We start from the raw sequence: 19,882 nt of genomic DNA on the forward strand, positions 1-19,882 counted from the left end.
GTCGGACGTCCGGAGGCGAAAACGGGATCAAAGATGAATGACGGCCAGGTCCAGGCGACCGTAGTCTCCTTCGGCTTGTTCGCCTCTGGGGGGTACGTGATGGGTTTTCATCACCTGGTCGCCTTGCAGGGTTTCCAAGTGGATGTCGAAACCCCAGAGGCGATGCAGGTGCTTGAGCACTTCGTCGGTGGAGTCGCCCAGTGGTTTGCGGTTGTGTGCCTGGTGCCGCAGGGTCAGCGAGCGATCCCCGCGGCGGTCAATGCTGTAGATCTGCACATTGGGTTCGCGATTGCCCAGATTGTACTGCGCCGCCAGGGTTTCGCGAATGATGCGGTAGCCGCCCTCATCGTGAATGGCAGGTACCAGCAGGTCATCTTTCTGATCGTCATCGAGGATGCTGAACAGTTTCAGGTCGCGGATCACCTTGGGCGAGAGGTACTGCAGGATGAAACTTTCGTCCTTGAAGCTGCTCATGGCGAATTTAATGGCGGACAACCAGTCCGAGCCGGCAATTTCCGGGAACCAGCGACGATCTTCCTCGGTGGGGTTTTCGCACATGCGCCGGATGTCGCGGTACATGGCGAAGCCCAGTGCGTAAGGGTTGATACCGCTGTAGTACGGGCTGTCGAAGCCAGGCTGGAACACCACGCTGGTGTGGGACGTCAGGAACTCCATCATGAAGCCGTCTGTGACCAGGCCCTCGTCGTACAGGTCGTTCATCAGCGTGTAGTGCCAAAACGTGGCCCAGCCCTCGTTCATGACCTGGGTTTGGCGCTGTGGATAGAAGTACTGGGCGATCTTGCGCACGATGCGCACGATTTCCCGCTGCCACGGCTCCAGCAGCGGCGCATGTTTTTCAATGAAATAGAGAATGTTCTCCTGGGGCTCGGCAGGGAAGCGGGCATTGTCTTTTTCGTTGTACTTGTCTGCACCTTTGGGAATGGTGCGCCACAGATCGTTGATCTGTTTTTGCAGGTGCTCTTCGCGATCCTTCTGGCGCCGGCGTTCTTCTTCGGCGGAAATCGGATACGGCCGCTTGTAGCGGTCCACGCCGTAGTTCATCAGGGCGTGGCAGGAGTCCAGCAGGTCCTCCACCGCGTCGATACCATGGCGCTCCTCGCATTGCATGATGTACTGCTTGGCGAACACCAAGTAATCGATGATCGAGCTGGCATCGGTCCAGGTGCGGAACAGGTAGTTGCCCTTGAAGAAGCTGTTGTGCCCATAGCAGGCATGCGCCACCACCAGGGCCTGCATGCAGATGGTGTTTTCTTCCATCAGGTAGGCGATGCAGGGATCGGAGTTGATGACGATCTCATAGGCCAACCCCATCTGGCCCCGGCTGTAGGATTTCTCGGTGCTGAGGAAGTGCTTGCCGTAGGACCAGTGGTGATAGCCCAGCGGCATGCCGACTGACGCGTAGGCGTCCATCATCTGCTCGGCGGTGATCACCTCGATCTGGTTCGGGTAGGTGTCGAGGGCATAACGGTCCGCGATACGGCTGATTTCGCGGTCGTAGGCCTTGATCAGCTCGAATGTCCATTCGGAGCCGGTGGAAATAGGCTGGCGCTTCTGCTCTTTTTTGGCGGTCATGTCACTAACCTGCGCTGGAAGAGTTCACGGAAGACCGGGTAGATATCCCCGGCCGAGACCAATTGCTGTTGGGCAAATGTGTCGGAAAAAGCTTCGGCAATCCGTTCGTATTCGTACCACAAGGCCTGGTGTTCGCGTGGAGTAATTTCCACGTAGGTGTAGTACTGGACGAACGGCATGATCTGGTTGATCAGGATGTCACGGCAGATCGGTGAATCGTCGTTCCAGTTGTCGCCGTCCGACGCCTGGGCTGCATAGATGTTCCATTCGTTGGCGGGGTAGCGCTCGGCCATGATCTCCTGCATCAGCTTCAGGGCGCTGGAGACGATGGTGCCGCCGGTTTCCCTGGAATAGAAGAATTCCTCTTCATCCACTTCCCGGGCGCTGGTGTGATGGCGGATGAACACTACATCGATCTTGTCGTAGTTCCGTTTCAGGAACAGGTACAACAGGATGAAGAAGCGCTTGGCGATGTCCTTGGTGGCTTGGGTCATGGAGCCGGAGACGTCCATGAGGCAGAACATCACCGCCTTGGAGCTGGGGTTTGGCTGTTTCACCAGCAGGTTGTACTTGAGGTCGAACGTGTCGAGGAACGGTACGCGATGGATGCGGGCGCTGAGTTTCTCGATTTCCGCTTCAAGGTCCTGGATGTCGCCAAAATTGTCGGGTTCTTCGCGTTTCAGGCGGGCCAGTTCTTCCTTCACCTCGCGTAGTTTTGCCCGGCTGCTGCCCGACAGCGCGATACGCCGGGCGTGGGCTGAGCGAAGGGTGCGGATGATGTTGATGCGTGATGGATTGCCTTCGTTGCTGATACCGGCACGCACGGTCTTGAAGGTGTCGGTGCCGGTCAGGTTACGCTTGACCAGGTTCGGCAGCTCCAGGTCCTCGAACATGAACTCCAGGAATTCCTCCTGGGTGATCTGGAACACGAACTCATCCATGCCTTCGCCGGAGTTACCGGCCTTGCCGGGTCCCTTGCCGCCGCCTCCGCCCTGGGGACGGGGGATGTGCTCGCCACTGGTGAATTCCTTGTTGCCGGGGTGCACGACGGTCTGTTTGCCACCGCGACCATGGTGAAGCACCGGCTCGTCGATGTCGCGACCGGGGATACTGATCTGTTCGCCGTGTTCCATGTCGGTAATGGAACGCCGGCTGACCGCCTCTTCGACGGCCTTCTTGATGTGGTCACGGTAACGCCGCAGAAACCGCTGGCGGTTCACCGTGCTCTTGTTCTTGCCATTAAGGCGTCGGTCGATCACATAGCTCATAGGCCCCTCCGGGGGAGCTTCAAGTCGTAAGCCTCAAGCTGCAAGGGGCGTGGCGTCGAGCCATGGGCTCAACGCCGTTCCCTTACAGGCTGTAGCTAGAAGCTTGCCGCTGCTTACTGCGATTTCCGGACCCGCAGATACCACTCGGAGAGCAGTCGTACCTGTTTGTCGGTATAGCCACGTTCGACCATGCGTGTGACGAAATCGTTGTGTTTTTGCTGATCCTCCTTGCTGGCCTTGGCGTTGAAGCTGATGACTGGCAGCAGGTCTTCGGTGTTGGAGAACATTTTCTTCTCGATGACCACCCGCAGCTTTTCATAGCTGAGCCAGGTTGGGTTCTTGCCGTTGTTGTTGGCCCGGGCGCGCAATACGAAGTTGACGATCTCGTTGCGGAAGTCCTTCGGATTGCTGATGCCCGCCGGTTTCTCGATTTTCTCCAACTCCTCGTTGAGGGCCACGCGATTGAGGATTTCGCCGGTTTCCGGGTCGCGGTATTCCTGGTCCTGGATCCAGAAGTCTGCGTACAGCACGTAGCGGTCGAAGATGTTCTGGCCGTACTCGCTGTAGGACTCCAGGTACGCCGTCTGGATTTCCTTGCCGATGAACTCGATGTAGCGCGGGGCCAGGTATTCCTTGAGGAAACGCAGGTAGCGCTCGCGGGTTTCGGCCTGGAATTGCTCTTGCTCGATCTGCTGTTCCAGCACATACAGCAGATGAACCGGGTTGGCCGCGATCTCGTGAGGGTCGAAGTTGAAGACCTTGGACAGGATCTTGAACGCGAAGCGTGTGGACAGCCCGTTCATCCCTTCGTCGACCCCCGCATTGTCGCGGTATTCCTGGATCGACTTGGCCTTCGGATCGGTGTCTTTGAGGTTTTCACCGTCGTACACGCGCATCTTCGAATAGATGTTGGAGTTTTCCGGTTCCTTGAGGCGCGACAGCACGGTGAACTGGGCAAGCATCTTCAGGGTGTCGGGTGCGCAATGGGCCTTGGACAGCGAACTGTTGAACAGCAGCTTGTCGTAGATCTTCACCTCATCGCTCACTCGCAGGCAATACGGCACCTTGACGATGTAGATCCGGTCGATGAAGGCCTCGTTGTTCTTGTTGTTGCGGAAGGTATGCCATTCCGATTCGTTGGAGTGGGCCAGCAGGATGCCGGTGAACGGAATGGCCCCCAGCCCCTCGGTGCTGTTGTAGTTGCCTTCCTGAGTGGCGGTCAGCAGCGGGTGCAGCACCTTGATGGGCGCCTTGAACATTTCGACGAATTCCATCAGGCCCTGGTTGGCCCGGCACAGTGCACCCGAATAGCTGTAGGCGTCGGCGTCGTTCTGTGGGAATTCTTCCAGTTTACGGATATCGACCTTGCCCACCAGGGCGGAAATATCCTGGTTGTTTTCGTCACCCGGTTCGGTCTTGGCCACCGCGATCTGGTTGAGGATCGATGGGTAGAGCTTGACCACCTTGAACTGGCTGATGTCACCGCCGAACTCGGCCAGGCGCTTGGTTGCCCAGGGCGACATGATGGTATTGAGATAGCGGCGTGGAATGCCGAAGTCTTCCTCAAGGATCGCGCCATCTTCAGTGGCGTTGAAAAGCCCTAGAGGCGATTCGAACACCGGTGAGCCCTTGATGGCGTAGAAGGGCACTTTTTCGATCAGTTGCTTGAGCTTCTCGGCCAGGGACGATTTACCACCACCCACGGGGCCGAGCAGATAAAGGATTTGTTTCTTCTCTTCCAGGCCTTGGGCGGCGTGGCGGAAATAGGACACGATTTGTTCGATGCATTCTTCCATCCCGTGGAAGTCCGCAAAGGCCGGATAGCGGCGAATCACCTTGTTGGAAAAAATTCGCGAGAGCCTCGAGTTGGTCGAGGTATCCAGCAGCTCCGGTTCTCCGATGGCCAGCAACAGACGCTCCGCAGCCGATGCATAGGCACTGCGGTCCTGCTTGCAGAGTTCGAGGTATTCCTGCAGCGAGTATTCCTCCTGCCGCGTGGACTCGAAACGTTGCTGGAAGTGGCTAAAAATGCTCATGACGTCACCTCGCTCGATACGTGGAGCCGGTGTCGGATCAATCAGTCGATGCTGGACAGCCGCTGGGAACCCAGTTGCCGTTTTACCCCCCAGAATGCTTTCAAGCATGCAGGCTCTTGAAAGCTGACTCCCGATGACCCGCGCGCCGGTGTACCGGCTCTCCCCTGTTTTGGATGGCCTGAGGCTAAGGATAGTTCGGAATCGCGGAGGTAAAGGTGGAATACGTAATTAGTTATGGCAGACCGTTCGTCTGCCATCGCTCAAGCCCACGGTTCACGCGGGCTTGGACAGCATAAAAAATTATTCGGCGGTGCCTTGCGCCGTTTCTGCGGGATACGTCGCGCGCCACAACTCAAAGCCGCCGTCCAGGCTGTAGACGTCGGTGAAGCCCTGGCTGACCAGATAGGCGGCTGCGCTCTGGCTGGAATTACCGTGATAGCAGACCACGACGGTCGGCGCATCGAGGTCGGCGGCGCGGATGAAGTCAGCGATGGAGTGGTTATCCAGATGCTTGGCGCCACTGATATGCAGAGCCGCAAACGTGGCTGGGTCGCGAACGTCGACGACGACCGCGCCTTGCTCGCGCAGGGCCTGGGCCTGTTCCGGGGGGATGCGTTTGAATTCGCTCATGAGGGGCTCCTGTAGCTGAAGCGCAACGCCGGTCAAACGGCAGTGCCGGCCGGCAATGGTGCAGTGGTCGAGTGATGGGTTTTGGCGTGGCCCTGTTCATCGCAATCGCAATGCAGTTGTTCGCCAGTGTCGACGTTCATCAGGGTCATGGCGCTGCCCCACACGCAACCGGTATCGAGGGCGAAGACGCCGGGTTCGTCGGATTGGCCGCCGAGTGCGGCCCAGTGTCCGAAAATGATCTTCAGGTTACGGGTCTTGCGCTCACTGTGCTTGAACCAGGGGGCATAGCCGGGCGGCGCCGTCTCGATACCTTCCTTGCCCTTGAGATCGAGCTTGCCGTCGCGGGTGCAGAAGCGCATGCGCGTGAAATAATTGGTGATGACGCGAAGACGAGCGCTGCCGGTGAGGTCGTTGTCCCACTTGACCGGCTCGTTGCCGTACATGCCGTCCAGGTAGGGGGCGAACAGGTTGTCGTCACGCAATGCCTGTTCGACTTCGCCAGCGCACTTGAGCGCCTTGCGCAGGGACCACTGGGGCGGGATGCCGGCATGGACCAGTGCAAGGTTGCGCGCCTCGTCGTAGTGCATGAGCTTCTGCTGGCGCAACCACTCCAGCAGTTCAACGCAATCGGGGGCGTCGAGAATTTCGCTCAAGGTGTCGGATTTTTTCAGGCGCTCGATGTTCTGCCAGGCAGCCAGCAGATGCAGGTCGTGGTTACCGAGCACGCACACCAGCGACTGGCGGATGCTGTAGAGAAAGCGCAACGTCTCAAGGGACTGCGGGCCACGGTTGACCAGGTCGCCCACCAGCCACAGCGTGTCTTTTTGAGGATCGAAAGCAACGCGCTCCAGCAAGCATTTGAGCGGGTCGAGGCAGCCTTGCAGGTCACCGACCGCATACGTGGCCATTAGTGCAGGGCTCCGGGCACGGCCAGGCGAAAGGGTTTGATGACGGCGTCGAAGCGTTTGCCGTCCTCGGCCAGCATCTGGTAGGTACCCTGCATGGTGCCGACCTTGGTCGTCATCACCGTGCCGCTGCTGTAGCTGTGGCTCTTGCCTGCATCGATCAACGGCTGCTGGCCGACCACACCTTCGCCACGCACTTCTTCGACATGGCCATCGCCGTCGGTGATGATCCAATGCCGTGACAGCAGCCTGGCCGGCAAGGAGCCGTTATTGCGCACGGTAATGCTGTAGGCGAAAGCGAAGCGGTCATGCTCGGGTTGCGACTGTTCTGCCAGAAAACGGGTGGTGACGCTGACGTCGACCTGGTAACGAGGATCGGACATGCAAAAAGGCCTTAAAAACGAAGCGGGACGCGGGCGCGACTCAGGAGATCAGTCTAGGCCAAGTATCGGGTAGTAGACCAGACTGGCGTACTGCCCGATAGCGATCGTCACCCGTTCAGTTGGCGTCGACTTGCGGGGCGACCTGTTCACTGAGTTTGTCGGCCAGGCGCACGAACGCTGCCAGGTCCAACTGCTCTGGGCGCAGGCTGCCATCGACGCCGGCGGCTTCGATTTCGGTGCTGCTGAGCAATAGTTTCAGGGTGTTGCGCAAGGTTTTGCGGCGCTGGTTGAACGCTTCGCGTACCACCCGCTCCAGCAGGCGATGATCCTTGGCCGGGTGCGGCAGGACGGCATGGGGCACCAGGCGGACAATGGCCGAGTCGACTTTCGGCGGCGGGTTGAACGCGCCCGGGCCTACGTTGAACAGGTGTTCGACTCGGCAATGGTACTGGACCATGATCGACAGGCGACCCCAGTCACCACCGCCAGGGCCGGCGGCGAGGCGCTCGACCACTTCTTTCTGCAACATGAAATGCATGTCGCGGATCAGGCCGGCGTTGCTCAGCAGGTGGAAGATCAGCGGCGTGGAGATGTTGTACGGCAGGTTTCCCACCACCCGCAGGCTGTTCGGTGCAGCGTTCAGGCTATTGAAGTCGAACTTCAGCGCGTCGCCCTGGTGCAGGCTGAAATTGCTTCTGCCGGCGAACTGCTGGTTGAGGATCGGCACCAGGTCCTTGTCCAGTTCCACCACGTCCAGTTGTGCGCCGCTGTCGAGCAGGCCCTCGGTCAGGGCGCCCTGGCCCGGGCCGATTTCCAGCAGGCGGTCGTCGGGCTTGGCCCGGATCGAGCGCAGGATACGATCGATCACGCCGGCGTCATGCAGGAAGTTCTGGCCGAAACGCTTGCGCGCGCGGTGTTGGTATTGCTCGGTCATAAATGGGTCTCGGCCATCTGGTAGGCGGTTTCCAGCGCGACTTGCAGGCTGCCGGTATCGATCTTGCCGCTGCCGGCCAGGTCCAGGGCAGTGCCATGGTCCACGGAGGTGCGGATGATCGGCAGGCCCAGCGTCACGTTGACCGCCGCGCCGAAACCTTTGTACTTCAGCACGGGCAGGCCCTGGTCGTGGTACATCGCCAGCACCGCGTCGCAGTGCTCCAGATATTTTGGGGTAAACAGAGTGTCGGCAGGCAGCGGGCCACGCAGGTCCATGCCCTCGCTGCGCAGGCGCTCCAAAGTGGGTTCGATGATGTCGATTTCTTCACGGCCCAGGTGTCCGCCTTCGCCCGCGTGGGGATTGAGCCCGCAAACGAGGATGCGCGGCCGGGCGATGCCGAATTTTTCCTGCAGGTCGGCGTGCAGGATGCGCGTGACCCGCTCCAGGCGTTCCGGGGTGATGGCGTCGGCGACGTCCCGCAAGGGCAGGTGAGTGGTCACCAGGGCCACACGCAGCCCACGGGTAGCGAGCATCATCACCACTTGCGCGGTGTGGGTCAGGTCCGCCAGGAATTCGGTGTGCCCGGAAAAGGCAATCCCGGATTCGTTGATCACGCCTTTGTGCACCGGTGCGGTGATCATGCCGGCGAAGGCACCGTCCAGGCAGCCCTGGCCGGCGCGGGTCAGGGTCTCGAGGACGAACGCGGCGTTGGCCTTGTCCAACTGCCCTGTGACGACCGGAGCACCCAGGGGCGTATCCCAGACATACAGGCTGTTGGCGGGCGCCGGGACGTCCGGCCAGGCCTGCGAGGTCACGGGCAACAGGTTGACGACCAGCCCCAGTTGCGCGGCCCGCTCAAGGAGCAGGTCGCGACTGGTGATGGCAATCAGGGGGTGTGGCTGGGCTTGCGAGGCGAGCAGCAGGCACAGGTCGGGACCGATGCCGGCTGGTTCGCCGGGGGTCAGCGCGAAACGCTTGGGTTTCACTGCGCTGCCTGGTCTGCACCAGGAAGTTTGATTTCAACGTAGGCTTCGTCGCGAATCTGACGCAGCCAGGTTTGCAGCTCTTCGTCGTATTTGCGGTTGCGCAAGACAGTCATTGCCTGCTGTTCGCGAGCCTGGGTGGTGCTGTCAGTGGCGCGGCGGCCAAGGACTTCCAGCACGTGCCAGCCATAAGGGCTCTTGAACGGTTTGGACAACTGGCCTTGCGGCGTGTCGGCCATGACCTGGCGGAACTCGGGAACCAGTGCATTGGGGTCAACCCAATTCAGGTCGCCGCCGTTGAGGGCCGAGCCCGGGTCTTCGGAAAAACTCTTCGCCAGTTCAGCAAAGTCTTCGCCCGCTTCGATGCGGTCGTAGAGTTTCTCCGCCAGGCGCTTGGTCTCGGCTTCGCTGCGAATCTCGCTTGGCTTGATCAGGATGTGGCGAACATGGACTTCGTCACGGACCTGGGTTCCGCCACCGCGTTTTTCCAGCACTTTCAGGATAATGAAGCCGCCCGGGGTGCGTGCTGGCTGGGTGATGTCGCCCACGGCCATGGCGCTCAGTTCACGGTCGAACGGAGGCGGCAGTTGAGCGGGTTTTCTCCAGCCCATGTCACCGCCTTCCAGGGCGTTGTCGCTGCCCGACTTGGCAATGGCCATTTGACCGAAATCAGCGCCTTGCTTGAGTTGCTGGTAGACATCCATTGCCTGGCGATAAGCGCTCTGGATCGCTTCGGAGTTGGCGCTTTCCGGGGTCGGAATCAGGATGTTCGCCAAGTGTAACTCTTCGGAAAGCTGCATCTTGCCCAGGTCCGAGGCGAGGAAGTTTTTCACTTCCTGCTCCGACACCTGGATGCGTTCGGCCACACGGCGCTGACGCACACGGCTGATGACCATTTCGCGGCGGATCTGATCACGGGCGTCCTCGTAGGAGAGGCCGTCGCGAGCCAGGGCGGCGCGGAACTGGTCGATGCTCATGTTATTGCGCTGGGCAATGGTGCCGACGGCCTGGTTCAGTTCTTCATCGGTGATGCGAATGCCGGAGCGTTCGCCGATCTGCAACTGCAGGTTTTCGACGATCAGGCGTTCGAGCACTTGCTGGTCCAGCACGCCCGGAGGCGGCAGGCCTCCGCCGCGCTTGGCGATGGTTTGCTGCACTTCATGGACGCGCTGGTCCAGCTGGCTCTGCATGACCACGTCGTTGTCGACGATGGCCACCACTTTATCGATGGACTGTACCGCGGCGTTGGCCGCGGTACCCAGGAACAGCGCGCCCAGCATCAGCGGGCGCAGACAATCAGAAAGCTTGGTCTTCACGTTCACGATAACCTTGGATGCCTTTGTCGAGGAAGCTCTCTACCTTGGCGCCGGTCAGGCCGCCGAGTCCCTTCAGAACAATTTGGAGGAAGATGCCGTGGTCGCCTTTTTCGTTTTCCGGGGCGGCTTGACTGAACTCTTCGTAGTCGACCCAGTAACGGTTGATCAGGCGCAGTTTCCAGCAGCAATTGTCGTATTCGAAACCACCGAAGGCTTCCAGGGTACGGTTGCGGTTGTAGTCATACTGCCAGCGGCTGATGAGGTTCCACTGTGGCACGATCGGCCAGATGACCGAGAAGTCGTGCTGCTTGATCTTGTAGTAGTCCTTCACATAGTCCGCATCGCCCGGGCGACCATAGTCGCCACCGCCCACTTGCCATTGGCCGGTCGCCTCGTCGTAGCGGACCTGGTCGTTGCGGTAGCGGTAACCGGCATTGATGACCTTGTTCGGGTTGTCTTCCGGCTGGTAATGGAACATCGCGCTACCCGAGCGGGGGCTGCGGGTGTCCGGGTCCCAGTTGTAGGTCGCAGTGGTGCGCCAGTCGCGGTTCCAGTGGTATTCGTATTCCAGTGCGTACGGAGAAACGTCCGACTTGGCGTCTTCTCGAGTATCGAAGTCAATGCCTGGCAATTGGACTTTGCGATCCTTGAAATAAAACGCCTGGCCGACGGCGAGACGTTGGCGCTCAAAGCCGTTCTCTTCAATCCAGCGGCTGGTCACGCCCAAGGACAACTTGTTCTCGTCCCCGACACGGTCAGAGCCGGTGAAGCGATTGTCGCGAAACAACGAGGAATAGCTAAAGGTCGATTCGCTGGTATCGAAGATAGGAATGTCGCTCTGGTCCTTCTCGGGTACATAGAGATAGAACAGGCGTGGTTCCAGGGTCTGACGATAGTTGGTGCCAAACCATTGCGTGTTGCGGTCGAAGTACAGACCGCTGTCGATGCTGGCGATAGGGACACTGCGGTTTGGCGTGCTGTCGTAGCCGTTTCCAACGACGCTCTTGCCCGTACCATCCAGATCCAAATCATATTGGGTGTATTGGTACTTGAGGGACGGTTTGAGATAGCCATAGGACGCGGTCATCGGCAGGCTCATAACCGGCGCGAGGTTCATGCGATTGCCGTTAGCCCGTGCCAGGCCGCGAACGTTGGTATCCAGCCACGGCTCGACGTTGCCGTCCTCATCGGTATAGTTGCCAGTGCGCAAATCACGGTCAAACCGCACCAACTCTGTCTTGTATGCGAAATCCAGCCCATACGGGTGCTCCGGCAGAGCACCGCTGAACGTAATCTGGGGCAGGCGGTTGTACGGTGTGATCTTCGAAATCGTCGCCAACTGGTAGGCCTGTGCATTCAAGCGGGCAACGTAGTTATCCCCCCGATAGCTGACGATCCCTTGCTGATTGACGCGATCATTGGTCTCGATACCAATCTGATCGCTTTTAAGATCCTGGAAATAGTAAGGATCGCTGATCTTGGTGTAGTCGACTTCCGTCAGCACGCGCGAGTCGAGGCCGCCCTTGTGCTGCCAGTTATACATGTAGCGGGTCTTGTCGTAGTCGCTTTGCCCGCTGCGCTCATCGTCCTCGTCGTTGAGGTACGCAGCACCGAACTGACCTTCGCTGGATTTGGTCAGGTAGCGGAATTCGCCTTCCATCAACAGGCCGCGCTTGGCCATGTAGCGCGGATACAACGTGGCATCGTAGTTCGGCGCCAGGTTGAAGTAGTACGGGGTGACCAGCAGGAAGCCGGTGTCGCTGCCGCTGCCGATGGTCGGCGGCAGGAAGCCGGACTGGCGACGGTCGTCGATCGGGAAGTAGATGTACGGTGTGTACAGGACCGGGAAGTCCTTGACCCGCAGCGTCACGTTGGTCGCGGTACCGAAGCCGGTGGCCGGGTTCAGGGTGATGTTGTTGCCCTTGAGCGTCCAGGCGTTGCTGTTCGGTTCGCACGTGGTGTACGTACCGTCCTTGAGACGGATGATCGCATTCTCTGCACGCTTGGCGTACAGCGCGTTACCGCGAATACGCGACTTGTGCATCACGTATTCGGCGTTGTCGACCTTGGCTTCGCCGGTGTCCAGCTGTACATCGGCATGGTCGCCGACGATCAGTGCACCGTTGTCGCGAACGCGGACGTTACCGCTCAGCTCACCGCGGTTCTCAGCCTGGTACAGGCTGGCCTCGTCGGCCTCGACCTGCATGCTGCCCTGGCGCATGACCACGTCGCCGGCCAGCGTCGCCACCTGTTCTTCCTGTTGATAGCGCGAAGCCTTGGCGCCGAGGAAGGTAGGAGCGTCGCTCTTGGCCGTCTTGTCGTTCATGCCAGGACGGGTCGGCTCGATATAGGCACCCGAGCAGTAAGGGCCGGTTTCAGCCAATTGCGCCGGGGTAAGGTTCTCCCGTGGAACCCAATCCAGGTGACTGTAGTCTGCACTGCGCGACTTCAGGCCGCGGCCCTTGGCTTCGGTAACGAGCATCGGCTTTTCGCCGGCTTCCTCGCCCGAGCTGCTGTCGGCCGGAGCCGCGCCGCTGTCGGAAACCGCACTGCCGTCATGCACGGGACGCGGCGGCAACGCGGCGGCCGGTGTCTTGGGTGCACAGTCCCAGGCACCCGAAGCGGAGACGGAGCAGTCATACTGCTGCGCCGCGACGACGAATGAAGAGGCCAGGGGTTGCAGGGCCAGCAGACTGCCGGTGACCAGCAACGGAAATTTTTTACGAAACGCGGGGGATTTCAATGCCATCTTATTAGTCCGGGCTTCCTGCGTGCCATCTGCCCGCGGTGTGGGCCGCACGCCTCTCGATGGTCTGAAAAAGATGCTGGATAATAAAGCATGACCCGCTTGACGGCTAGCGCCGTCGGAGACCCTTGCAATGCCCGACCAAGATGTACGCTTGCAACACCTGAAAGTTTGGCTCGATGAACAACTGCCGATCCTTTTCACTCAACAGGGCTGGGGCCCCGTACCCCCGGCCACGTTGACCGCCGCCAGCAGTGACGCGAGTTTTCGGCGTTATTTCCGCTGGGAAGGCGAGGGTCGCAGTTTGATCGTAATGGATGCGCCACCGCCCCAGGAAAACTGCAAACCCTTCGTGGATATTGCTTTTTTGCTGGCGAAATCTGGCATTAACGTGCCAAAAATTTATGCCGAAGACCTCGAACGCGGCTTTCTTTTGCTCAATGACTTGGGCAACCAAACCTATCTGGACGTGATCAACGGCGAAAATGCCGACGATTTATTCCGCGATGCCCTGCAAGCCTTGCTGGCTTTCCAGCAACTGCCAATGGTAGCGCCGTTGCCGAGCTACGATGTCGCGTTGTTGCGTCGGGAGCTGGAATTGTTCCCCGAGTGGTACGTCAAGCGCGAGCTGGGGATCGAATTGGATTCGGCCCAGCAGCAGCTCTGGCAGCAGGCCAGCGAGCTGCTGATCGACAGCGCCCTGGCCCAGCCCAAAGTGCTGGTGCACCGGGACTACATGCCACGCAACCTGATGCTCAGCGTGCCGAACCCCGGCGTGCTGGATTTTCAGGATGCCGTCTATGGTCCCGTTACCTACGACGTGACCTGCCTGTTCAAGGACGCTTTCCTCAGTTGGCCCGAGGCGCGCGTGCGCGGCTGGCTGGAGAGTTACTGGCAGCAGGCCGGCGCCCTCGGCATTCCCGTGCAGCCGGACCTCGAGGACTTCCTGCGGGCCAGCGATTTGATGGGTGTGCAGCGTCATCTAAAGGTCATCGGGATCTTCGCGCGCATTTGTCATCGTGATGGCAAGCCACGCTACCTCGGCGATGTGCCGCGATTCTTTGCTTATATAGAAGCGGTCATTGCCCGCCGTCCGGAACTGGCACCGCTCGATGAACTTCTGGGCAGCCTGCGGCAATCGGCCGGAGCAACGGCATGAAGGCGATGATTCTGGCGGCAGGCAAGGGCGAACGCATGCGCCCCTTGACCCTTACCACGCCAAAGCCGTTGATTCGCGTCGGTGGTGTTCCCTTGATCGAATACCACTTGCGGGCGCTGGCCAGGGCCGGATTCACCGAGATCGTGATCAATCACGCCTGGCTCGGTCAGCAGATCGAAGATCACCTGGGGGATGGTGCGCGGTTTGGCGTGAGCATTCGGTTTTCCCCTGAAGGCGAGCCGCTGGAAACCGGCGGTGGAATCTTCCGGGCCTTGCCGCTGCTGGGCGATGAAGCGTTTGTGGTGGTGAACGGCGATGTCTGGACCGACTACGACTTCAGCGCTTTGCGCCGGCCGCTCGAAGGGTTGGCGCACCTGGTGCTCGTCGATAATCCCGAGCATCACCCAGACGGCGATTTCGTCCTGGTCGACGGAAAGGTTCACGATAGGCACGCCCCTGCCGACAACCTGACCTATAGCGGCATCGCCGTTCTGCACCCGCGGTTGTTCGACGGTTGCGCGGACGGTGCGTTCAAGCTCGCACCGCTGTTGCGCGCGGCCATGGCCGAGGGACGCGTCAGTGGCGAGCACCTCAAAGGGCATTGGGTCGATGTCGGCACCCATGAACGTTTGGCGCAGGTCGAAACCTTGATAGAAGCGAGCGGTTGATATGTGGTGGCCAGGGACTCTGATTGGAGCCGGGGCGGGCTTTGCCATAGCCAGCATTCCGGGGGCCATGCTTGGTGCGTTATTAGGACAAGCGTTGGATAGGCGCCTAAACGTGCAAAGCTGGGAGCAGCTTCGTGAGCGTCTGGGCGGACGCCCAGCATTGCGCAACGATGAATTGTTGTTTGTGTTGCTGGGGCGTTTGGCGAAAAGCGATGGGCGTGTGGTCGACGGTCACATCCAACAGGCTCGCCAGGAAATGCGGGCCCTGGACCTGAGCGAATCGGCGCAACGCCGGGCCATCGCTGCATTCAACCGGGGCAAGTCTGGAGATGTCCGCCTACGCGGTTATCTGCGCCGCCTCAGCACCCAGCCGCATGCGGCGGAAGGCGTGCTGCGGGCCTGCTGGCGAATGGTTTGGGCTGATGGCAAGGCGGGCGTCGGCGAGCGTGAATTGATTGCCCGGTGGGGCAAGTGGCTGGGCTGGACCCAACAACAGGTCCAGGCATTGGCCAGCGATTACGAACCGCACAAACTGTCGCTGCCCAGCAGTGGGGTGACGTATCAGGAGGCGTTGCGTTTGCTGGGCGTTTCCGCCACGAGTGAACCGTCGCAGATCAAGCGAGCCTACCGACGATTGCTCAGTCGCCACCATCCGGACAAGATTGCCGGTAGCGGGGCAACGCCCTTGCAGGTGCGTGAAGCCACTGACAGGACTCGGGAGTTGCACAACGCCTATCGCTTGATACGGGAACGGCGGAATTTCCGGTAGCGCCACTATCCCCTGTGGCGAGGGAGCTTGCTCCCGCTGGAGCGCGAAGCGCTCCCCAAAGCGGGCACTGCGGTTCTTCGTAAAGACCCGGATTGCGACTGCTGCGCAGCCGAACGGGAGCAAGCTCCCTCGCCACAGGAGGGTGGGCGCCGACATCCCGAACGGGTCAGCCTTACTCCCCCGGCTTCTGCGGATTCAACCAACCCCGGACCCGACGAAACAGCTGCTCCTGCTCCGCCGCCGGGTTCGGCAGGGCCTTGAGGGACACCTGGCTGAAGGTCGAGCCTTTCAAGCGTTTGCTCGCCTGCAAGCGCTCCAGCGCCGCGTTTCGATCCAGCGGCTTGTCCATGTAGAAAATGTCGGCGGTCGCCAGTTTCAAGGTCGAGGTCAGTTCGGCCAGGGCCGGCTTGGCGGTGGCCGGGGTCTGGGCGGCCACCATCACGAAGCGTTCGACTTGTGAGGGCTGCTTTTCACTCAAGTAGCGCGCTGCCCAATAAGCGCCAGTGCCATGGCCCAGCAGCACGATACGGCGTGCGCTTTGCTGTTCGGCGTAGGCCAGGGCTGCATCGATACGGGCGAAGATGCGCTCGGCGTCGGCCTTGGCATGTTCTTCATCGGTTTGGTCGACGACGGGATCTGCCGCATCGGCTTCGCCGCCTGCGGCCTGTTCGATCGGCGCCGCAGTGGTGGCGTCCGGTGCTGCGGCAGCGGTGTCGGTCGGCTTGGTCTCTGGCGGTGTTTCTACCACGCGCGGTGCAATGACGTCGCTTTGCAGGTCCGGCAGGGTGATACTCAGGCTGCTCCACTCAACATCTGGCAACTTTTTCCGCAAAGGGCCGATAGCTTGAGGCCAGTCAGCTGTTTCGCCGGCGCCGGGGATTATGATGACTGCGCCTCTGGGGTCGCCGGTATTGGCCGGTTTCCACAGTGCCAGGAAGGCATCGCTGCCGGTCTGTAACTGTTGTTGTTCCTGGGTCGGGACTCTTCGTTCAAGTGCGGTCGCCTCTTCCTGGCTACGCTCGAGCAAGGGTTGGCGCTCGACGGGTTTTTCCTCGGCAGGTTGCTGCGCGGCGGGCGCCGTTTCACTGGCCTGTACAGAAAAGGCACTTGGCAGGATCAGCGACAGGCACAATGCTGGCAACGCCAGGCGATAAACAGAGGGCATTGGATATTCCATGACCAGAAGTATTTCCGGCAGCCTAATGGGTTGGTCAGTATTTGTCAGTGCATGAGACTTCGATGATGCGTTTTTGCTGCCTGTGGGTTATCGGCTGTTTATGGCTTCCCTTGATGGCGTGGGCCGCGCCCGCACCGTCGACGCATGGGGTGCAATTGAATGCGGGACAGCGCCAATGGTTGGTGCAACATCCGCAATGGCGGGTCGGCCTGGTATTGCAGGCGCCCTATGCCCAATACGACCGGCGCCTGCAGCGTTTGTCCGGCACTAACGTCGAGTTGATGCAATGGCTGGGCAAGGCGTTGAACGTCGAGCTCACCTGGCGCAATTTCCAGGACCTGGCACAACTGGAAGCAGCGGTGCGCGCCGGCGAGGTGGACGTAGCTCCGGGCCTGACCCAATCCCCGGGCGGGCTCAAGCTCTGGCAGTTTTCCGATCCCTATATGCGAGTGCCGCAACTGATCGTCGGCGCGCAGAAGGGCGCCGAAGGGGTGGAGTTGGAAAAACTCGACAGCCAGGCCCGGGTCGCGGTGCGCATGCCCAGCGCGACGGCCGATTACCTGCGCAGCAACTACCCGACGCTGAATCTGCAAGGTGTGCCGATGGAGCGCGAGGCCCTGCAATTATTGCTGACCCAGCAGGCTCGATACGCGGTGGTCGACGAGGCACAGCTCGGGCGGTTGATGGTCGAGCCCGAATTCGCCGAGCTGGCGGTGGTGGGCGACATCGGCCTGCCGCAGTTGCTGCGGGTTGCCACACGCCGGGACTGGCCGGAACTGGCCGAGATCATCGACAGCGGTTTGCAGGCGATCCCGGCCAAGGCGCTGGAGCAATTGCACAGCCGTTGGCTCAAGCCAAAATATCCACGCCTGACCGAGACCCCGGGCTTCTGGCAGAACTTGACCCTATTGATTCTGGCCCTGCTGCTCAGCAGCGTCTCCATCGTGTTCTGGCAGCGCCGCCAGCAACGCGCACTGGAGCGTCGTCTGCGTGCCGCGAGGGAGGACATCGCCCAGCGTACGGCCAGCGAAGAAGCCTTGCGCCTGACGCAGTTTTCCATCGATCAAAGTACGGTCGGCATCCTCTGGGTCAATTGGGACAGTCACGTGCGTTATGCCAACCGAGCGGCTGAAACCATGCTCGGTTATGCCTCGGGCGCCATCATCGACCGCCCCTTGATTGACTTCGAGCCGGGTTTGCACATGGATCGCTGGCTGAACCTGTGGAAGCGCGCCCGGGCCAGCGAAGATGGGCCGCAGAGTTTCGAAACCGAATGCGTGCGAGCCGATGGCAGCATCTTGCCGGCTGACGTTTCTCTGAGCTTCCTGCGCTTTCGCGACGCTGAATACCTGGTGGTCTACCTCAACGACGTGACCGAACGTCGACGAGCGCTGGCGGCGTTGCGCGAAAGCGAAGCGCGGTTGCAAGGTATTGCCGCTAATGTGCCAGGCCTGGTCTTTCGCCTGGAGCGGGCGCCGGTGACCGGCCAGATCGACTTTGCCTACATCAGCGAAGGCAGCGAAAGCCTTGTGGGCTATTCTCCAGCAACCCTGGCCCGCAGCGACACCGGGCTGCGCAGCCTGGTGCACCCGCAGGACAAGGCCGATTATCACCGCACCCAGGACCAGGCGCTGGATACCGACAGTGACTGGTCATGGCAAGGCCGCATCCTGACCCGCGAAGGCCAGGAGCGCTGGGCCGAGATCAAAGCGATCACCCGCCGTCTCGAAGATGGCGCCTATGTCTGGGACGGAATCGTCTGGGACATCACCGAAAGCAAGCGCATCGAACTGGAGCTGGCCAGCTCCCGGGAACAGTTGCGCGAATTGTCAGCGCACCTGGAAAGTGTGCGGGAAGAGGAAAAGGCGCGCATTGCCCGGGAGGTCCACGACGAGCTGGGCCAGATGCTGACGGTGTTGAAGCTAGAAACATCCATGTGCGAATTGGCCTACGCGCAACTCGACCCGGGCCTGCATGAGCGGCTTAATAGCATGAAGCGCCTGATTGCTCAGTTGTTCCAGTTGGTGCGGGACGTGGCAACGGCACTCCGCCCGCCGATCCTGGATGCTGGCATTGCCTCGGCCATCGAATGGCAGGCTCGGCGTTTCGAGGCGCGTACGCAGATTCCATGCCTGGTGCAGGTGCCGGACAACCTGCCGGCCCTGAGCGACGCCAAGGCCATTGGCCTGTTCCGGATTCTCCAGGAAGCGCTGACCAACGTGATGCGCCATGCCCAAGCGCATACTGTAGAGCTGACGCTGGTTCAGGAGGGCGACGAATTGTGTCTGACCGTCAGCGACGACGGTGTAGGATTTATTGCCGATACGAGTCGGCCAACCTCCTTTGGCCTGGTCGGCATGCGTGAACGAGTATTGATCATGGGCGGGCAGTTGACCCTGGAGAGTGAGCCGGGGGAGGGGACGACCCTGTCGGTGCGGGTGCCGTTGCATGAGGCCTGATGGGGTGGGTTGCCTGGGCGGGCCCAATCGCGAGCCAGCTCGCTCCACACTGATTGAGATGTACACATACGCCCTGCGGGAGCGAGCTTGCTCGCGATGAGGGATCCTGAATCTGGAGAACAATGTGATCCGTGTACTGGTAGCCGAAGACCACACCATCGTCCGTGAAGGCATCAAGCAACTGATCGGCCTGGCCAAGGACCTGGTGGTGGTAGGGGAGGCGAGCAATGGTGAGCAGTTGCTCGAAACCTTGCGGCATGTGCCCTGCGAAGTGGTGCTGCTGGACATTTCCATGCCCGGCGTCAACGGCCTGGAGGCGATCCCACGGATCCGGGCGCTGAACAACCCGCCGGCCATCCTGGTGCTGTCGATGCATGACGAAGCGCAAATGGCCGCCCGTGCCCTGAAGGTCGGCGCCGCCGGCTACGCGACCAAGGACAGCGACCCGGCCCTGCTGCTCATGGCGATTCGCAAGGTCGCGGCCGGCGGACGCTATATCGACCCGGACCTGGCCGACCGCATGGTCTTTGAAGTCGGCCTGACCGACACGCGACCGCTGCACTCGCTGCTGTCCGAGCGTGAATTCTCCGTCTTCGAACGCCTGGCCCAGGGCGCCAACGTCAACGATATCGCCCAGCAACTGGCCCTGAGCAGCAAGACCATCAGCACCCACAAGGCGCGGCTGATGCAGAAGCTCAACATCACCTCATTGGCTGAGTTGGTGAAGTATGCGATGGAGCACAAGTTGCTCTGAGCTTCAGCGCTCCCACAAGGTTTTGTCTCGGCATATCCATTTGCGACACACGCCAACAGCGCTTTTTGCCCCTGCTTGCAGCTTGCCGCTCATCACTTGCCG

At 60.6% G+C, this 19,882-nt stretch carries 16 protein-coding genes; 5 read left to right on the forward strand and 11 right to left on the reverse strand.

The features are described from left to right. Nucleotides 1–27 precede the first annotated feature (27 nt). The 10 genes from BLO97_RS25960 to BLO97_RS26005 form a co-directional block, all read right to left on the reverse strand. Nucleotides 28–1,593, reverse strand: coding sequence for a SpoVR family protein (locus BLO97_RS25960; RefSeq protein WP_063324107.1), 1,566 nt, complete (start codon nucleotides 1,591–1,593; stop codon nucleotides 28–30). Continuing rightward, nucleotides 1,590–2,861, reverse strand: a complete 1,272-nt coding sequence (locus BLO97_RS25965) for a YeaH/YhbH family protein (protein ID WP_025215799.1) — start codon at nucleotides 2,859–2,861, stop codon at nucleotides 1,590–1,592. The genes BLO97_RS25960 and BLO97_RS25965 overlap by 4 nt, the downstream gene beginning before the upstream one ends. A 113-nt stretch (nucleotides 2,862–2,974) precedes the next feature. Then, nucleotides 2,975–4,897 carry a PrkA family serine protein kinase gene (locus BLO97_RS25970; protein WP_003206178.1) on the reverse strand — a complete coding sequence of 641 codons (1,923 nt, stop codon included), beginning with the start codon at nucleotides 4,895–4,897 and terminating at the stop codon, nucleotides 2,975–2,977. Between the two features lie 300 nt (nucleotides 4,898–5,197). Continuing rightward, a complete protein-coding gene (glpE, locus tag BLO97_RS25975) occupies nucleotides 5,198–5,527 on the reverse strand; it encodes a thiosulfate sulfurtransferase GlpE (RefSeq protein WP_092348909.1) in 330 nt (109 codons plus the stop codon). 32 nt (nucleotides 5,528–5,559) lie between these two features. Beyond that, nucleotides 5,560–6,435, reverse strand: coding sequence for a symmetrical bis(5'-nucleosyl)-tetraphosphatase (locus tag BLO97_RS25980; protein WP_092348912.1), 876 nt, complete (start codon nucleotides 6,433–6,435; stop codon nucleotides 5,560–5,562). Then, the gene (gene apaG, locus BLO97_RS25985; protein ID WP_003206172.1) at nucleotides 6,435–6,815 is read right to left on the reverse strand and encodes a Co2+/Mg2+ efflux protein ApaG; all 381 of its coding nucleotides are present in this window, start codon (nucleotides 6,813–6,815) and stop codon (nucleotides 6,435–6,437) included. Before apaG ends, BLO97_RS25980 begins: the two co-directional genes overlap by 1 nt. A gap of 115 nt (nucleotides 6,816–6,930) precedes the next feature. Next, nucleotides 6,931–7,749 (reverse strand): 16S rRNA (adenine(1518)-N(6)/adenine(1519)-N(6))-dimethyltransferase RsmA, encoded by an 819-nt coding sequence (gene rsmA, locus BLO97_RS25990; protein ID WP_018607222.1) that lies wholly within the window; start codon nucleotides 7,747–7,749, stop codon nucleotides 6,931–6,933. Next, nucleotides 7,746–8,735, reverse strand: coding sequence for a 4-hydroxythreonine-4-phosphate dehydrogenase PdxA (gene pdxA / locus BLO97_RS25995; protein ID WP_063324110.1), 990 nt, complete (start codon nucleotides 8,733–8,735; stop codon nucleotides 7,746–7,748). The genes rsmA and pdxA overlap by 4 nt, the downstream gene beginning before the upstream one ends. Continuing rightward, the gene (surA, locus tag BLO97_RS26000) at nucleotides 8,732–10,048 is read right to left on the reverse strand and encodes a peptidylprolyl isomerase SurA (protein ID WP_139197732.1); all 1,317 of its coding nucleotides are present in this window, start codon (nucleotides 10,046–10,048) and stop codon (nucleotides 8,732–8,734) included. The genes pdxA and surA overlap by 4 nt, the downstream gene beginning before the upstream one ends. Continuing rightward, entirely contained in the window at nucleotides 10,029–12,797 is a 2,769-nt protein-coding gene (locus tag BLO97_RS26005; RefSeq protein WP_063324111.1) for an LPS-assembly protein LptD, read from the reverse strand. Before BLO97_RS26005 ends, surA begins: the two co-directional genes overlap by 20 nt. 130 nt (nucleotides 12,798–12,927) lie before the next feature. Between BLO97_RS26005 and BLO97_RS26010 the strand changes: the two genes are divergently transcribed. From BLO97_RS26010 to BLO97_RS26020, 3 genes are read left to right on the forward strand one after another with little or no spacing between them, the layout of a single operon-like run. Continuing rightward, complete coding sequence (locus BLO97_RS26010; RefSeq protein WP_063324112.1) at nucleotides 12,928–13,953, forward strand: aminoglycoside phosphotransferase family protein; 1,026 nt, start codon at nucleotides 12,928–12,930, stop codon at nucleotides 13,951–13,953. Continuing rightward, nucleotides 13,950–14,621 carry an N-acetylmuramate alpha-1-phosphate uridylyltransferase MurU gene (gene murU, locus BLO97_RS26015; RefSeq protein WP_063324113.1) on the forward strand — a complete coding sequence of 224 codons (672 nt, stop codon included), beginning with the start codon at nucleotides 13,950–13,952 and terminating at the stop codon, nucleotides 14,619–14,621. Before BLO97_RS26010 ends, murU begins: the two co-directional genes overlap by 4 nt. Before the next feature lies 1 nt (nucleotide 14,622). Next, on the forward strand, nucleotides 14,623–15,390 hold the full coding sequence (locus BLO97_RS26020; protein ID WP_072342471.1) for a TerB family tellurite resistance protein: 768 nt from the start codon (nucleotides 14,623–14,625) through the stop codon (nucleotides 15,388–15,390). Between the two features lie 172 nt (nucleotides 15,391–15,562). Here BLO97_RS26020 and BLO97_RS26025 read toward each other — a convergent pair whose 3' ends face one another. Continuing rightward, nucleotides 15,563–16,555 carry an alpha/beta hydrolase family protein gene (locus BLO97_RS26025; RefSeq protein WP_092348915.1) on the reverse strand — a complete coding sequence of 331 codons (993 nt, stop codon included), beginning with the start codon at nucleotides 16,553–16,555 and terminating at the stop codon, nucleotides 15,563–15,565. Between the two features lie 74 nt (nucleotides 16,556–16,629). Here BLO97_RS26025 and BLO97_RS26030 point away from each other — a divergent pair, with 74 nt between their 5' ends. Both BLO97_RS26030 and BLO97_RS26035 read left to right on the forward strand, forming a co-directional pair. Then, nucleotides 16,630–19,026, forward strand: coding sequence for a PAS domain-containing sensor histidine kinase (locus tag BLO97_RS26030; RefSeq protein WP_092221558.1), 2,397 nt, complete (start codon nucleotides 16,630–16,632; stop codon nucleotides 19,024–19,026). 124 nt (nucleotides 19,027–19,150) lie between these two features. Further along, nucleotides 19,151–19,780 (forward strand): response regulator, encoded by a 630-nt coding sequence (locus tag BLO97_RS26035; protein ID WP_003206156.1) that lies wholly within the window; start codon nucleotides 19,151–19,153, stop codon nucleotides 19,778–19,780. The last annotated feature ends 102 nt before the right edge of the window (nucleotides 19,781–19,882 follow it).

It is taken from the genome of Pseudomonas sp. NFACC05-1, assembly GCF_900100135.1.
Lineage (GTDB): Bacteria > Pseudomonadota > Gammaproteobacteria > Pseudomonadales > Pseudomonadaceae > Aquipseudomonas > Aquipseudomonas fluorescens_Q.

What these genes read in the sequence shown, in the direction of transcription:
- BLO97_RS26010 (WP_063324112.1), top strand. Translation starts at nt 12,928, where the DNA reads ATGCCCGACCAAGATGTACGCTTGCAACACCTGAAAGTTTGGCTCGAT.
- BLO97_RS26020 (WP_072342471.1), top strand. Translation starts at nt 14,623, where the DNA reads ATGTGGTGGCCAGGGACTCTGATTGGAGCCGGGGCGGGCTTTGCCATA.
- BLO97_RS25980 (WP_092348912.1), bottom strand. Translation starts at nt 6,435, where the DNA reads ATGGCCACGTATGCGGTCGGTGACCTGCAAGGCTGCCTCGACCCGCTC.
- BLO97_RS26025 (WP_092348915.1), bottom strand. Translation starts at nt 16,555, where the DNA reads ATGCCCTCTGTTTATCGCCTGGCGTTGCCAGCATTGTGCCTGTCGCTG.
- BLO97_RS25965 (WP_025215799.1), bottom strand. Translation starts at nt 2,861, where the DNA reads ATGAGCTATGTGATCGACCGACGCCTTAATGGCAAGAACAAGAGCACG.
- BLO97_RS26005 (WP_063324111.1), bottom strand. Translation starts at nt 12,797, where the DNA reads ATGGCATTGAAATCCCCCGCGTTTCGTAAAAAATTTCCGTTGCTGGTC.
- BLO97_RS25960 (WP_063324107.1), bottom strand. Translation starts at nt 1,593, where the DNA reads ATGACCGCCAAAAAAGAGCAGAAGCGCCAGCCTATTTCCACCGGCTCC.
- BLO97_RS26030 (WP_092221558.1), top strand. Translation starts at nt 16,630, where the DNA reads ATGATGCGTTTTTGCTGCCTGTGGGTTATCGGCTGTTTATGGCTTCCC.
- BLO97_RS25970 (WP_003206178.1), bottom strand. Translation starts at nt 4,897, where the DNA reads ATGAGCATTTTTAGCCACTTCCAGCAACGTTTCGAGTCCACGCGGCAG.
- rsmA (WP_018607222.1), bottom strand. Translation starts at nt 7,749, where the DNA reads ATGACCGAGCAATACCAACACCGCGCGCGCAAGCGTTTCGGCCAGAAC.
- murU (WP_063324113.1), top strand. Translation starts at nt 13,950, where the DNA reads ATGAAGGCGATGATTCTGGCGGCAGGCAAGGGCGAACGCATGCGCCCC.
- apaG (WP_003206172.1), bottom strand. Translation starts at nt 6,815, where the DNA reads ATGTCCGATCCTCGTTACCAGGTCGACGTCAGCGTCACCACCCGTTTT.
- glpE (WP_092348909.1), bottom strand. Translation starts at nt 5,527, where the DNA reads ATGAGCGAATTCAAACGCATCCCCCCGGAACAGGCCCAGGCCCTGCGC.